General features: G+C 67.3%; 13 protein-coding genes and 2 pseudogenes. 5 read left to right on the top strand and 10 right to left on the bottom strand.

Going from position 1 to position 13151, the window contains the following annotated elements; all coding sequences use genetic code 11:
- Positions 1 to 42: 42 nt before the first annotated feature.
- Complete coding sequence (locus BST47_RS25305) at positions 43 to 492, top strand: DUF1810 domain-containing protein (protein ID WP_234809855.1); 450 nt, start codon at positions 43 to 45, stop codon at positions 490 to 492.
- Here the strand turns inward: BST47_RS25305 and BST47_RS25300 are convergent.
- Genes BST47_RS25300 through BST47_RS25285 form a run of 4 tightly spaced genes read right to left on the bottom strand, consistent with a single transcriptional unit; the run spans position 467 to position 3882 of the window.
- Positions 467 to 1789: an alpha-amylase family protein gene (locus BST47_RS25300; RefSeq protein WP_083128424.1), complete on the bottom strand. Its 1323-nt coding sequence runs from the start codon at positions 1787 to 1789 to the stop codon at positions 467 to 469. The genes BST47_RS25305 and BST47_RS25300 overlap by 26 nt on opposite strands.
- Complete coding sequence (locus tag BST47_RS25295; protein WP_083128423.1) at positions 1786 to 2265, bottom strand: nucleoside deaminase; 480 nt, start codon at positions 2263 to 2265, stop codon at positions 1786 to 1788. The genes BST47_RS25300 and BST47_RS25295 overlap by 4 nt, the downstream gene beginning before the upstream one ends.
- An 11-nt stretch (positions 2266 to 2276) precedes the next feature.
- Complete coding sequence (locus BST47_RS25290) at positions 2277 to 3278, bottom strand: ABC-2 transporter permease (RefSeq protein ID WP_083128422.1); 1002 nt, start codon at positions 3276 to 3278, stop codon at positions 2277 to 2279.
- Positions 3279 to 3294: 16 nt separating this feature from the next.
- Positions 3295 to 3882 (bottom strand): TetR/AcrR family transcriptional regulator, encoded by a 588-nt coding sequence (locus tag BST47_RS25285; RefSeq protein ID WP_083128421.1) that lies wholly within the window; start codon positions 3880 to 3882, stop codon positions 3295 to 3297.
- Positions 3883 to 4120: 238 nt separating this feature from the next.
- Here BST47_RS25285 and BST47_RS25280 point away from each other — a divergent pair, with 238 nt between their 5' ends.
- On the top strand, positions 4121 to 4762 hold the full coding sequence (locus tag BST47_RS25280) for a hypothetical protein (RefSeq protein ID WP_083128420.1): 642 nt from the start codon (positions 4121 to 4123) through the stop codon (positions 4760 to 4762).
- A 45-nt stretch (positions 4763 to 4807) separates the two neighbouring features.
- Here the strand turns inward: BST47_RS25280 and BST47_RS25275 are convergent, their stop codons facing one another.
- From BST47_RS25275 to BST47_RS25260, 4 genes and pseudogenes are all read right to left on the bottom strand, one after another.
- Positions 4808 to 6406 (bottom strand): SulP family inorganic anion transporter, encoded by a 1599-nt coding sequence (locus tag BST47_RS25275; protein ID WP_083128419.1) that lies wholly within the window; start codon positions 6404 to 6406, stop codon positions 4808 to 4810.
- A gap of 11 nt (positions 6407 to 6417) precedes the next feature.
- Positions 6418 to 6831: pseudogene (locus tag BST47_RS25270) on the bottom strand (cysteine hydrolase family protein); the annotation flags it as partial.
- Positions 6809 to 7591, bottom strand: a pseudogene (locus BST47_RS25265) (amidase family protein); the annotation flags it as partial. The pseudogenes BST47_RS25270 and BST47_RS25265, both read right to left, overlap by 23 nt.
- A 57-nt stretch (positions 7592 to 7648) precedes the next feature.
- Positions 7649 to 8320, bottom strand: coding sequence for a GntR family transcriptional regulator (locus BST47_RS25260; protein WP_083128418.1), 672 nt, complete (start codon positions 8318 to 8320; stop codon positions 7649 to 7651).
- On the opposite strand from BST47_RS25260, the gene BST47_RS25255 reads away from it, so the two are divergent.
- Positions 8319 to 9017 carry a DUF5701 family protein gene (locus BST47_RS25255; protein ID WP_207568696.1) on the top strand — a complete coding sequence of 233 codons (699 nt, stop codon included), beginning with the start codon at positions 8319 to 8321 and terminating at the stop codon, positions 9015 to 9017. The two genes, BST47_RS25260 and BST47_RS25255, sit on opposite strands and share 2 nt — an antisense overlap.
- Here BST47_RS25255 and BST47_RS25250 read toward each other — a convergent pair.
- On the bottom strand, positions 9001 to 9819 hold the full coding sequence (locus tag BST47_RS25250; protein WP_083128417.1) for an alpha/beta fold hydrolase: 819 nt from the start codon (positions 9817 to 9819) through the stop codon (positions 9001 to 9003). The two genes, BST47_RS25255 and BST47_RS25250, sit on opposite strands and share 17 nt — an antisense overlap.
- A gap of 77 nt (positions 9820 to 9896) precedes the next feature.
- Between BST47_RS25250 and BST47_RS25245 the strand changes: the two genes are divergently transcribed.
- Both BST47_RS25245 and BST47_RS25240 read left to right on the top strand, forming a co-directional pair.
- The gene (locus BST47_RS25245; RefSeq protein ID WP_083128416.1) at positions 9897 to 10451 is read left to right on the top strand and encodes a TetR/AcrR family transcriptional regulator; all 555 of its coding nucleotides are present in this window, start codon (positions 9897 to 9899) and stop codon (positions 10449 to 10451) included.
- A 59-nt stretch (positions 10452 to 10510) separates the two neighbouring features.
- Positions 10511 to 11137, top strand: coding sequence for a PaaI family thioesterase (locus BST47_RS25240; protein WP_083128415.1), 627 nt, complete (start codon positions 10511 to 10513; stop codon positions 11135 to 11137).
- Here the strand turns inward: BST47_RS25240 and BST47_RS25235 are convergent.
- Positions 11109 to 13100: an FUSC family protein gene (locus BST47_RS25235; RefSeq protein ID WP_083128414.1), complete on the bottom strand. Its 1992-nt coding sequence runs from the start codon at positions 13098 to 13100 to the stop codon at positions 11109 to 11111. The two genes, BST47_RS25240 and BST47_RS25235, sit on opposite strands and share 29 nt — an antisense overlap.
- Positions 13101 to 13151 lie beyond the last annotated feature (51 nt).

The raw sequence follows: 13151 nt of genomic DNA, 5'->3' as shown, positions 1-13151 counted from the left end.
CACTATCCTGCAAAACTTGCCGAAGAGGGGGCTGTAGACAAATTGTTGTCATCCGATAGGGCCGATCCATACGATCTGCAGCGCTTCGTCGAGGCCCAGCACCGTATGTACGACACCGCGTTGACAGAGCTTCGCGACGGCCGCAAACGCAGCCACTGGATCTGGTTCGTGTTCCCTCAGATCCAGGGTCTCGGAAGCAGTCCGACAGCAATCCGTTACGCCATCACCTCGCTGGCCGAGGCGAAGGCGTATCTCGACCACGAGGTGCTGGGGCCTCGGTTGCGGGAGTGCTGCCGGATCGTCGCCGGCATCGAGGGCGCCTCGGCCGACGACATCTTCGGCTGGCCCGACAATATGAAGGTGCGATCGTCGATGACGTTGTTCGCCCGAGCCGCCGAGTCCGCCGAAGTGCAAGCCGACTTTCGCGCCGTGCTGGATCGGCTCTACGGCGGTGTGGAGGATGAGCTCACTGTCGAGCAGCTGGCGAGATGATCAGCCAGCCGTGCGGCTCGACCTCCACCTGAGAAACGATGTCCTGTGGTGGTGCCCCCGACCCGGCGAGAATGGTGCCATGGTCGAAGCCCAGCTGCGGCAGCGAGACGGATAGCGGCTCGTCGCCGATATTGAGAGCGACCACAAGCGCGTCGGCACCGTTCCGCGTCTGGTACACGTACTGCCGGTTGGTCAGTTGCAGCGGCGACGTGTGCGCGGTGTGCAGCCACGGATGTCGTCTGCGTAATCCGATCAGGTACTGGTGCAGCCGGAACTCGTCCCGACCAAGTTGGTCGACACCATCTGGCGGAGCGCCGAATTCGGGTCGCACCGCATCGTCGCCGCCGAATCGCTCCTCTTTGATTCCGCGGTAGGCGAACTCGTCGCCCGCGTAGATGCTCGGCGTACCTCCGGTAGTCAGCAGGATGACGAGCGCGTGTGCCAGGTGTTTGGTGTTCTCCAGACGGCTGGCGATGCGGGTCACGTCGTGATTGCCGACGAACGTCATCGGCACGAAGGCGTCGAGAAATTCGCTGTGCCGCACCAGCGCCCAGTCGATCTCGTGAAAGTTCCCGTCGTTGAGGCCGCTCCAGATCGCTTTCCACAGTTCGTACTGCGTCACGGAGTCGAAGCCCCCGTCACGCACCCGCGCCGAGTAGTCGCCGTGAATGACTTCCCCGACGAACCAGGCCTCGGGAAAAACCGAGCGAACGCGGGGGAGCACCTGCGCCCAGAACCGGTCGGGGACGGCGTAGGCGGCATCCAGCCGCCAGCCGTCGGCGCCGCGGCCCAGCCAGTGCGTCATGACGTCGACGGTGTAGTCGACGACTTCCGGGTTGTCGTGATCGAGTGCGATCAGGTCGCCGTGGCCTTCGAACGTGTCGAACCCAGAACCGTTGCGCTGCTTGCGGAACCACGAGGTATTGGCGAACTCGGTACCTACGTGGTTGAAGACGCCGTCGAGCAGCACACGCAGCCCGCGGCTGCGCGCCTCGGCGATCAGGTGATCGAAGTCGCCGTCATCACCGAGGCGGGGATCGATCCGGTAATGGTCGGTGGTGTCGTAGCCGTGTGTGCGCGAAGCGAATATCGGACCGAGCGCCAGCCCCGACGCGCCGAGGCCGATGACGTGATCCAGCCATTGGACAACGTGGCGCAGCCGATGCTCGCCGGCGGCCGGGGGTGTGTCGGCCGGGTACGCCCCGACGAAGCCCAATGGGTAGACCTGCCACCAGATCGCGTGCTCCACCCAGGCCGGTTCCGTCGCAGATGCGCGCCCGCGCGAAGACCCTGTCACGGCCGGAACTTCGCTTCGTAGAGTGCCTTCATCTCATCGAAGTGTTCGGCCGCCGGGCCGTCCACCTCCACGCGCGGCGCGACGACGGTGATGGGCAGCGGCGCCACCGGCGGCGGTGTCGCGCCCCACTCGGCCAGCCACCCGGTCAGTTGTTCCGACGATGTCGCGTAGACGATGCGGCCCAAGCCGACCCACGCGTGCGCCGCCGCGCACATCGGGCAGTGCTCGCCAGAGGTGTACACCGTCGCGGCAATCCGTTCGGCGGGGGACAGCTTTGCGACGGCCCACTGCGCAATTGCGAATTCGGGGTGGCGGGTGTGGTCGCCGTCCTTGACTCGGTTGCGGTCCTCGAAGCGGATCCGACCGTCGGCGTCGACGAGGATCGACCCGAACGGCTCGTCGCCGTCTTCGAGTGCTTCGCGCGCGAGTTCGACACAACGGTTCAGGCGTTCAAGATCATGGTCGTCGATGGCCACAATCAAGAAGCTTACGGAGTGCCGGATCGGATCATGGCGGCGCCAAAGGCCAGCACGCATCCGGCCGCGGCCCAGGCGAGCAGGGTGGTGAGCGAGCGCGCTGCGCCGTTGGTGCCGAAGTACTCCACACTGCGCAGCAGCGCGACGCCGGAGCCCTGGGGCACGATCGCGTTGAACGTCGTGTAGAAGCCGGACAACAGTGGCTTGCCGATAGGGCCTGCCGCTGCGGCGTTGCCGATGATCACGAGGAACGCCGTGAGTGCCGCAGAGGCCACGGTGCCGAACGCTGCCGCAACGCCGGTCACCGCTCCCGCGACCGCCATCGCGTAGACGAAGAGCGCGCCGAACACCTGCCAGGTGTGTCCGGTGAGCGCGCCGAGGATCACGTCGACATACAGGGTCACACCACCCGCCAGCACCAGCGAGTACGCAACGAGACTCAACGTGCGCCAAGCAAAGGTGGACAGCTTGTGCACGTTGCCCATCATTCGCCCGAAGATCGTGGCGCCCACCGACGCGCCGATCGACAGGAAGATGACGGCGTAGAACACGACAGTGCCCTGCGGGTCGGCCGCGTTGGTCGGGGCGACGTCGGTGACATCTGCCGTCAGCCCGGCCTCGGCGGCGATGCCACGTCCGACCGTCTCGGCGGCGGCCGCGACGCTTCGGCCGCCGCCACCGGCCACATAGATGTCCAGGTGGCCGGGCGCGTCGAGGACGAATGCCGCGTCTGTCTTGCGCCCGAAGACCTGATCGCGTGCCGCGGCCGCGTCGACCACCTGCGTGACGCCGAGCGCGTCCTGCCCACGGACCCCGTCCACGAGTTGCTGTGGTGCTGCAATGGCGACGTTCAGGTGGTGCAGCGTCGGTTTGGCGAAGGCGCCCGAGTAGCTGGCGATCATCGCGATGACGAACACCGCCAGCGCCGCCATGACCAATGCCATGTTGCGAATGTCCCTGCGGGAAGGCTGAATATCGATTGTCTCGACGAGGGGAGCGTGGTGCTTGCCCACGGTGGATCCTTTCTGTTCAGGTCGTGAGGTCCAGGCGGGAAAGCAGCACGTCGACGGTGTCGAGCGCGGCGGTCACCCGGGCGAGGAGATCAGCGGCTTGGCCCGATTCGCTGGGGTCTTCCATCCAGGACCGCAGTACCTCCTGGAATCCACCCACCAGGAAGCGGCTGACCGCCCCGGGTTCGAGGCCCGCGGCGGCTCCTACGACGGGTAGCGCTCGGGCGGCCAACTCCTCACATGCCGGGAGGAGTTCGCCGCGGAACGCGGCGACCACCCTCTGGGCCACCGGACTGGGCACGACGTTGCGGTACATCGCGCGGTGTTCGGCGGCGAGCCCGAAGATCCGCAGAATCCGGGATCTCGGTTCGCCGTCCAGATCGGCGGTCGCGGCCGCGAAGGCGATGACGAACGCTGTGGCGACCGCGTCGTCGCGGTCGGCGAAATGCCGGTAGAAGACCTGCCTGCTGACGCCGGCCCGAGCCACGAGATCGCCGACGGTGAGCTGATCGACCGGGCGTTCATGGGCCAGCGCGAACGCCGCGTCGATCAACTTGGCTCGCACGCGTTCGGCGCGCGGGTCGGCGCTTTGGGTGCGGGTGGCCACGGATCGAGCCTAGGCCATTTCATGGACAACTGACTACGAAAACCTAGGTTAGCTAACACACCCTGAGGTGCCGACGTGACGACGGCCTCAACGCTTGGTGGGATGTGCAATGAGACCGTCGCCGGTGCCCCGACGCGCGGCAGCTGGTTTCGCGATCGGGACAGCGAAGTTATTGACGGTGCTGTAGACCTATATCCGCCGGTCAGTCTTGGCCCGTTCCGCCTCGGAGAGGAAATCCATGGATATCGTACGTTTGCCGGCGACGGGTTTGGCCGTCGCGGCGCTGGTCATCGGGGTCAGCGCCGGCTGCAGCAAGTCGGACGACTCGGCGTCGGAGTCGTCGACCTCGGCGACGTCCACGACCACATCCGCCGAGGCCACCCCGTCGGAGGAGACCACGTCGGCGGAGGCCAGCCCATCTGGTGCGCAACCGAGCGACTACGGCTCACTTCTCCTCCCGCCGACGGACATCGGCCCTGACATCGTCACTCCGGGCGGTGTGCAGCTGAACCCGGGCGGGAACCCCGGCGCGGCGCAGGTCTATTCCAGTCCTGAAGGCCACCGGCAGATCATCGACACCATCCTCGTCTTTCCCGACGTCGCAGCCGCCGAGTCGAATTTCCAGAGCAACTCGGCCACGATGAACACCGTCGTGACCGGTGCGCCCGCACCGGTCGAGGTCGGGGACCAGGGTGTGATGGCGATCGGCACGTCACCTGACGGCAGCAAAGCGGTGACCGTACTTCTGTTCACTCAGGGCAAAGCTCTGGTGTCGATGAACTTCGAGAGCGCACCCAACGACCCGGTTCCGCCGGAACAAGCTCAGGACATCGCACTGCAGCAGGCGACGCTCATCGCAGACGGTCTGCCCGAGGAGTAGCCCTCACGCCATGTCGCGGGATCAGTGACCCGCCACTGTGTCCGATCAGTGGCCCGCCACTATGTCCGATTCGTCGACCTCGACGGGCTCCTTGGCGCCCGGCAGAAATGCGTACGCGACGCAGACGACGCCGAACAACACGTATCCGAGCGCGACCGCCGGGCTGGCGGCCCATGACACCTCGGGTGCGTGAATGAGCCCGATGAACGACAGCACCGCTCCGACCGCGGAGGCGATGGCGGCGTAGCGGAACTTCTTCTCCAGGATGAACGTCACCATGGTGCCGAGGATCAGGCCGACGAGCACCGCGCCTTCGCCCAGCGTCTTGAGTCCTTCGTAGACGACGCCCGCACCGTTGAGCGCGTCCATCCCTACTTCGGCCGCCGAGGTACCGGCGGCGTTCAACGCGTTGTCGATGAGGCCGTGGGCCCATTGCGCGAGGTTGGGCAGAATCGCGGCGACCACGGCGATGGCGTGCAGCCGAGGTACCGCCTGAAACGCCTGCGCCCCGATGAGGAGACCGATGTAGAGCAGAATCGGCACGATCGCGGGAACCGGCAGAAGTGCGTCGAGAACACCGAACAGGCCGACGAAGCAGAGCACACCGATCACGATGCCGCTGGCCAGTGAGTAGCCGGCCCGGCCGCCGGCGTCCTTCCATCCCGGGTGTCCGATGTAGACCGCCGGAGGGAACGGTGAGCCGAACGCCGACCCGACGACCGCGCCGGCGCCGTCGGCCAGCAGCACGCTGCGCAGGTTGTAATTGTCGCCCGCGGCCGCAGCGCTTTCCACGTTGCTCATCGCTTCGGTGAAGTTGTAGACGCCCAACGGGATCGCGGTTCCGAGGAGCGGCGCGAGGTCGGCGAGGCCGTTGAACAGCATGTCGACTCGCAGGTCCGGGATGCCGATCGCGATATCGGAAACCGCCTGCCCGACGTCCGGTGCCGACATGTAGCCGCCGGCCCATCCGATCGCCGTTCCCACCAACAGCGCGACCAGTCCCACCGGGATGTTGCCGGGCAACTTCACGTCGGTGAAGAAGCCGATCAGGATGATGGCGAGCACCGGCAGACCGATCCAGGCCACCTCCCACATCTGCGCGGCGGGCCGCATCGAGATGAACGTGATCGAGATGCCGGCCAGCGTGCCGAGCATCGCGGCCCGGGGCGTCAGCTTGCGGATGTAGGGGCCGACGAACGCACCGATCATGACGATCACACCGATCAGGAAGGCCCACGCCAACCCGGCCTGCCAGGCCTGTAAGGGGTCGTCGGTATTCAGGTACACCGGCAGCATCACGACGAAGATCACAATGAACATGTGCGGCACACTGGGCCCGTAGGGAAGCGCGGTGACGTCGGTTCTGTTCTCCCGCAGGGCAAGTCGGCGCGCGAGGAATGTGTAGTACAGATTTCCCAGGATCAGCGCGACGCCCAGCGCGGGCAGAACGGTGCCCAGCACGTCGCCCGCCGGTACGGCGATCACCCCGATCATCAGCGCGGTCAGGGTCAGGACGTTGACCAGGATGTTGAATCCGAGTCCGAAGAATGCGTCGAGGTCGCCACGGGTCCACCACGGGATCGACGACTTCTGGGGCGGATCGACCGAGGGGTCGGCAGGGGGGTTGGTGACGTCGGTGCTCATGGCGAATCCCTTCAGGCGGCCGTGGCGGTCAGTGTCTGCAATGCGGGAATAATCGCGGCGGTGTCGGCAACCCAGCCGAAGATGCCGCCTTGGGCCTTGATCATTTCCAGGCCGACGCGCTGAAATTCGGGGAAATACGAACCCACACAATCGGATACGACAAGACACTCGTAGCCGCGGTCGTTGGCCTCTCGGGTGGTGGTGTGCACGCAGACCTCGGTGGTGACCCCGGTGATCAGCAACTGCGTGATGCCCGCGCCGGCGAGTGCTTCCTGCAGGTCGGTGGCGTAGAACGCGCCCTTACCCGGTTTGTCGATGACGAGCTCACCTTCGATGGGGGCGAGCTCGTCGATGATGTCATGCCCGTATTCGCCCCGAATCAAGATGCGCCCGTATGTGCCCGGGTCGCCGATCCGCTTCGATGGGCGCACCGCGGTAGCCCGGGCCCCGGTCTCGCGACCAGGCATCGCGGTCGTCGCGGCCGGCCACCACGTCGAAAACGCGGTCGACGTCGTCGATCGATCCCGCCATCAGGCTGATGCAGTCCAGCGACTTGCAAGCCGGGACAAGGCCGACCGTGCTGATCAGACCGCGCGACGGTTTGAACCCGACGACGCCATTGAGCGCGGCCGGGACACGTCCGGACCCCGCGGTGTCGGTGGCGACGGCGAACGGCACCTGTCCCAACGCGACGGCCAGCGCCGAGCCCGAACTCGATCCGCCGGAGATCAAATCGCCGCCGTACACACTGCGCGGAATCGTGTACGGGGTACGGGTGCCGTTCAGTCCGGTCGCGAACTGGTCGAGGTTGGTCTTGCCGACATAGAGCGCGCCTGCGTCGAGCAAACGTTGCACGACCGGTGCCGTTGCCGTCGCGACGTAGGCGTAGTCGGGGCACGCCAACGTGGTCGCGACTCCCTCGACATCGATGCTGTCCTTGACCCCGAAGGGCACCCCGTAGAGAGGCAATGTCCTTGCACCGGGACGCTTTTCGATCTCCTCTGCAGCGGCGAGCAGCTGTTCGCGCGGCACGGTGGATAACCAGGTGCCGTCGTCACCGCGCGCGGCGATGGCGTCGGCGACCCGTGCGGCGGTCTTGGTCGGGCAACCGGTCCCGGATGCGTGCGATGCGAGGATCTCGGCCACCGAAGGTCCGATGGACGGGCCATGCGCGACGTCAGCCATGACTGTCGATTGTCGACAGAATCGTGGCGATCTCGGGTCAGCCGTGTGTCGTTTGTGTTAGCGCTGCAGTCGCGAGCCGAGATAGTCGAATTGCCCGTGCTCGCGCAGTGCGGTGATGACGACCGATTGATCGTTGGTGGCGAGCGCGGTCACGATGGCCCGATGCCGATCGAGGCCGTCTCGTGCGTCACGGTGGTGCGCCTCAGCCCGCATGTTGATCGCCATCGGCAATTGCAGTTTGAGCAAGACCGGCTCGAGTGCGATGTCGAGTTGCCGATTGCACGCAAGCCCGACGACCGCGGCATGGAACGCACGATGCGCGTCGTCGCGATCCAACTCGTCGGTCGCGGTGCGCATGGCGTCCAACGCAGCGTGGACGGGTTGCAGTGCCGCTTCGGGATCCGCAAGCGGCAGCGCGGTTTCGATGGCGTGGCATTCCAGTACGTGCCGCAGCGCGAACAACTGCAGGATGTCTGTGGGTGACCAGTCCGCCACCCGCGAGCCTCGGCGCGGGAAGTGTTCCACCAGGCCTTGTTGGGCGAGCAACCGCAACGCCTCTCGCAGCGGTGCCCTGCTGATTCCGAGGTCGGCACAGAGTTGCTCCTCGACGACCTTCTCTCCGGGCGCCAGTGCCCCGCTGAGAATGGCGTCGCGTAGGCGGTGTTCGGCTAGTTCAACGAGCGTGGCAGGCAGCGCGCCGCGCGCGTTGTCGACCCGTGGCGCAGCCATGGCGGTCAATCGTAGGAACTTCTCGCCGGGTTCGCTTCGTTGTGGGCAGGTGCCGACGCTCGCCGCAACCCTGCCAAGCATCCCTGAACAGGCCGAACGACTGATCGAACTCGGAGTTCACCGGATCGCGGGGCTGCCCGCCGATCGGGTGCGGGCGGCGGCCCGTCACGCCGTCGGGTCTGGAACGATCCTGGCCGTTCATCACGCCCTCGCGCCTGCGTCCAGGCTGACACCCCTGCTCCGCCGGGCGGGCAAGCCGGGTTTCGTGGTCAGCGACATGACCGATGTCGACGACTTCACCCCGATCCCGGCGGCCGACGTGCCCGACGCGCCGCTGTATCTGGTGTTCGACCTCGATCGCGGTGACGCCATGGCCAACTGGAGTCCCGACGAGGCGCTGCCCTGGATCGTCGATGCCGGACGGACGCCGCTGACGCTCACCGAGGGCGTGCACTGGCTGTTGCAGCAGCCGGATGCGCTGGAGCGAGGGCACTGCTTCATGACGGTCGGGTCCCGCCTCACCAAGCCCTCCGGCGCCGTGGACGCCAGGACCCCCGCACTGTGGATCAGTAACGGCACGGGCCGCGACGGCAAGGCGAACCGCGACGCCCCCAAGGTCGGCTGGTGCTGGGCGGGCAATCGGCACACCTGGCTCGGCTTCGGATCGGCGGGCCGCAGGGTCACTGTCGACGGCTGACATCCGACCGGACGCCGTGCGCGGCGTCGACGAACGGCAGCACCGAACCGAGCCAGGCCGCGGGCTCGGACGAGAACACGACGTGTCCCGTCGGAAACGCTTCGAACGTCGACCCGGGAATGGCCTCGGCGACCTTCCTGCCCCAACGCACCGGGGCGCTCGGATCCTTGGCGCCCCACGTGATCAGTACCGGTGCGGCGATCTGGGCGGCACGCACCCGCAGGTCGTGGCCGGGCTCGACGAAGCTCCTCCACAGTGCCGCGGCGGTTTTCGCGCCATCGGCGGTTTTCGCCCGGTCGACGACGCGGCGGGTGACCGCCTTGTCCGCCGGGGTCTTCGGCTGCATGTAGGCGCGGACGAAGACACCGAACACGGCCTTGATGACGGTTGTGCGCCTCATCGCGGCGCACAGCGTGCGGGTGGCGACGTTGTGCGGCGTGAAACCCCCGGTATTGACGAGGACCACACCCGAAACCCGTTCTGCGCGCTCGAGCGCGAGCCGGCATGCGGCGTATCCGCCGACGGAGTTGCCGACGACAACGAGATTGTCCAGCTCGAGACGGTCGGCGAATTCAACCAGCAGATCGCCGAGTTGAACTGCGCGCAGGGGCGCAGGCGGCAGGGGAGACTCGCCGTGACCCGGCCAATCGAGGGTGAGGACACGACGGCCCCGGCCGAGGTCCGCGCGCACGGTGTCGAAGTCGGTGCGGTCGTGAAGCGCCGCGTGCAACAGCAGGATCGGTGGACCCGAACCCTCATCGGTGTAGGAGACGGTTCCCAGTGACGTGTGCAGAGTGGGCATCGGTGGGGGCCTTTCATTGACCGGGTGGTCGGTCAATTACACTAGGCCGGAGTGGACGTCCTGGCAAGGGAGGCAGCGTGGAAGTGGCCAACAAGCGGGTGGCTGCGGCCCAGCAGACACGCGCGAACCTGATTGAGACGGGGTTGGTGCTCGCCGAGAACCTCGGGCTCGAGGGTCTGAGCGTCAACGCCGTCGTCGCTGCGGCAGGCGTGTCGAAAGGCACGTTCTTCCACCACTTTCCGGATCGGGTGTCCTATCTGGTCGCACTGCACCGCCGCTTTCACGACGTGCTCTTCGAGGAGGTGACGGCCGTCATCGCCGATCTGGAACCGGGTCGGGACCGTTTGGCTGCCGCCGCGGACACCTACCTGGATGCCTGTCTTCGCGATCGCGGCGTGAAGGCGCTGCTGCTGGAGGCCCGCGGCCATCTCCCGATCGCCGACGAGGTGACGCGACGAAACCGGATGAATGTCGACGTCGTGGCTGCCGATTTCGGTGCACTCGGCAGCGCCCATCCCCGGGAGGCGGCGCGACTGTGGGTTGCCGCGACGGCGGAGTGCGCGTTGATCGAACTCGAACGGGGCCGCCGTGTCGCCGCCGCCCGCGCGGCGCTCGCTGATCTCGTCGGGTGAAACGCCACCCCTCGCGGGGCGACTCGACAACCTTCACTAGAACGTGTTCTAGTGCACGGGTGGTGCAGTACACCGACATCGGCGACGTGTCCTCGGCGGAGGTCGAACGCATGCGCGCCGTATACGAGCCCCTTGCCGCCGCGGTCCGCGAGCTCATCGACGCGACGATCCGTACCGAGGTCGACGCCGACACCGTGGGCGAGGTGACGGCCGAGATCGGCGCGGCGACGGCGCGGCTGCGGTCCCAACAATGCGACGGTCCCTTCGGCGTGCGCTCCACCACGGGCGGCGATCGCATGGCATGGGGAAATCCAGTGATCGGGATCCGCAATCCGATCGCGCCGCCGTTGAACATCCAGCGCGACGACGATGGCGGGGTGTTCACCGACTTTCACCTGGGGGCGGCGTACGAAGGGCCGCCCGGACATGTGCACGGTGGAGTGTCCGCGCTTGTCCTCGACCATGTGCTCGGTGAGGTGGCGGCCAACGAGGAAACGCCACGCTTCACCGGCACCATCACGCTGCGCTATCTGCGGCCCACCCGGCTCGGCGAGCTACACGCCGAGGCGAGGATCACCCGGACCGACGGGTTCAAGGCCTATGCCGCGGGCCACCTCGCCGACGAGGACGGCATCACCGTCGAGGCGGAAGGCATCTTCATACAGCCGAAGTGGGCTCGCGGCTAGGCACGATGCCGACGAGGCTGCGCGTGATGGCCCCGATCTCGGAGACCAGTACCCGCGCCGCCCCGTTGTCACCTGGCAGCAGCACCGCCTGCTCGCGCACCTGCGTATCCGCGGCCGTCAGCGCGGCGACGTCGACGGTCCACGGCAGTGCGGGATTCGGCGGTGCGCCCCGCAGCGCTTCGACGTAATCGTCGACCGCGGCGATGAAATCGGGAGTCAGCTTGTCGGGCGACTGCATCGGCAGGCTGCGCTCGAGCGACGTGCACGCGCTGGTGACCGCGTTGAGCGCGGTGCGATAGGAGCGCAGCCACCGACGTAGATCCCGCGAATCCATCCGCGCCGCGCCGGACGCGGCTTCGAACGCGGCCCGCGCCCGGAACGCGCGCTGCCAGGCGGCCGACATGGCGTCGGCAGGGTGATCGAGTTCATGGACGAATGCCTTGACCACCGTTGCCGCATAATCGATTTCGGTCTTGAGCAATTCGCCGGCGCGTTGCTGCAGCCGCGTCAGCGCATCATCGGGTAGCACCACGTGCGCCATGACCGCCAGCCCGCCGCCGATCACGACGGAGAACAGCCGGTCTTCCACCGTTGCGCCGGCCGCGGCGGCGTCGATGTCCAGCAGGAACACCACCGCGGTCGCCACCCCCGCGCTCGCCGCGATGTATCCGAATCGCACCACCCAGAAGGTGACGGCGAGAAACCCCACGGACAGCACCGCGGCGGCCGCACCTGTCGGCTGCCAGATCGTGGTGATCACCGACGCGAGAATGATGCCACCGGCGATACCCGCGACCCGGCCGACGCAACGGGTGTAGGTGTGCGCCGTCTCGGGCCGCAGGACGAACAGGACGGTGAGCGCGATCCAGTGGCCGTGCTCGATCGGTGCGAACCGGTCGGCGGCGGTGGCCAGCGCGAGGGCCACCGATAACCGCACGGCATGTCGCAGGATCGGCGACGCCCACGTCAGGTGCTTGCGGACTTCGGTGAGCGCGGTCCGCAATGGGCTGATCACCACAGGTTGGAGCAGGTCGGGAAACCGGAACTCGGCCGCTTGCTGTAGTTGCTTCGAGAACCGCTGCGCGGCTACCGCTTCGGGCCCCTTCATGGCCGACACCACGGTGTCGACGCGGACCAGGGCGTGCTCGGCTTCGCGTCGTGCGTTGTGCTTGTTCTCGGCGATCGCGTCGAGCGCCACCGCGGCGTCGTTCAGCATGTGCGAGACACGTTCGCGCTCATCGTTGCCGGCTCCGCGCAGCGCCAGCAGTGTTGCCATCAACCGCTCGGGTAGGCGATGGCCGCCGTGGTAAGCCTCTGGCCGCCTGGTGGCCTGGGTGTCGGCGAACGCGTCGCGAAGCCCGGTCAGTTGCGCCGCCTCCTCCGGGGGCTCGCCTTGATCGGCGCCGATGCGTCGCGCCTCGGCGGCCAGCGACCGGTACGCCAGCGCCAACGCATCGCTCTGCGTGCGCCAACGCTGGGGAGGCCAGACGGCGACGAGCGCCGCCTGCACACAGCCCGCCGCGATCGTCAGGATCGTGGGCAGCGCGACCGACGTCACCGACGGCGCATCCGGAGGTGCCATCACCAACAGCGCACTGCCGGCGGCGGCGACGAGCCCCGCATTACCCCCGAGCGCCCACTGCATGCCGGCCGCCAGGCACCACACCGCGACGACGACGATGAACACGATGGTGTACGCCGAGGTCAACGCTCCGACGAGGACGGCGCCGGCCATCTGCAAGGCCACGATAACGACGAGTTGGACACGTCCGCCGGGGCTGTCCTGCAGCGCGATCGCGGCACAGACCACCCCGGCGGCGGCCGTCCAAACCGCGGCGGCACCGCCGCCGATGGCCAGCGCGAGGATCGCCGTCGCCAGGACACCGAGCAGGCTGCGAACCACCGCGCCGAGGTCCGGCGTGGGCGGCTTCAACACCTCGAAGACCCGGCTGGCAGTGGTCATCCACCCATTCTGACGTCACCGAAGCCGCTCGACGACCGAACTCGGTGCGAG

Source organism: Mycolicibacterium tusciae, assembly GCF_002086795.1.
Lineage (GTDB): Bacteria > Actinomycetota > Actinomycetes > Mycobacteriales > Mycobacteriaceae > Mycobacterium > Mycobacterium tusciae.
The sequence above is the reverse complement of the archived record's forward strand: the minus strand, read 5'-3'. Positions and strand labels throughout refer to the sequence as shown.

What these genes read in the sequence shown, in the direction of transcription:
- BST47_RS25280 (WP_083128420.1), top strand. Translation starts at nt 4,121, where the DNA reads ATGGATATCGTACGTTTGCCGGCGACGGGTTTGGCCGTCGCGGCGCTG.
- BST47_RS25275 (WP_083128419.1), bottom strand. Translation starts at nt 6,406, where the DNA reads ATGAGCACCGACGTCACCAACCCCCCTGCCGACCCCTCGGTCGATCCG.
- BST47_RS25255 (WP_207568696.1), top strand. Translation starts at nt 8,319, where the DNA reads ATGGCGGTCAATCGTAGGAACTTCTCGCCGGGTTCGCTTCGTTGTGGG.
- BST47_RS25260 (WP_083128418.1), bottom strand. Translation starts at nt 8,320, where the DNA reads ATGGCTGCGCCACGGGTCGACAACGCGCGCGGCGCGCTGCCTGCCACG.
- BST47_RS25250 (WP_083128417.1), bottom strand. Translation starts at nt 9,819, where the DNA reads ATGCCCACTCTGCACACGTCACTGGGAACCGTCTCCTACACCGATGAG.
- BST47_RS25235 (WP_083128414.1), bottom strand. Translation starts at nt 13,100, where the DNA reads ATGACCACTGCCAGCCGGGTCTTCGAGGTGTTGAAGCCGCCCACGCCG.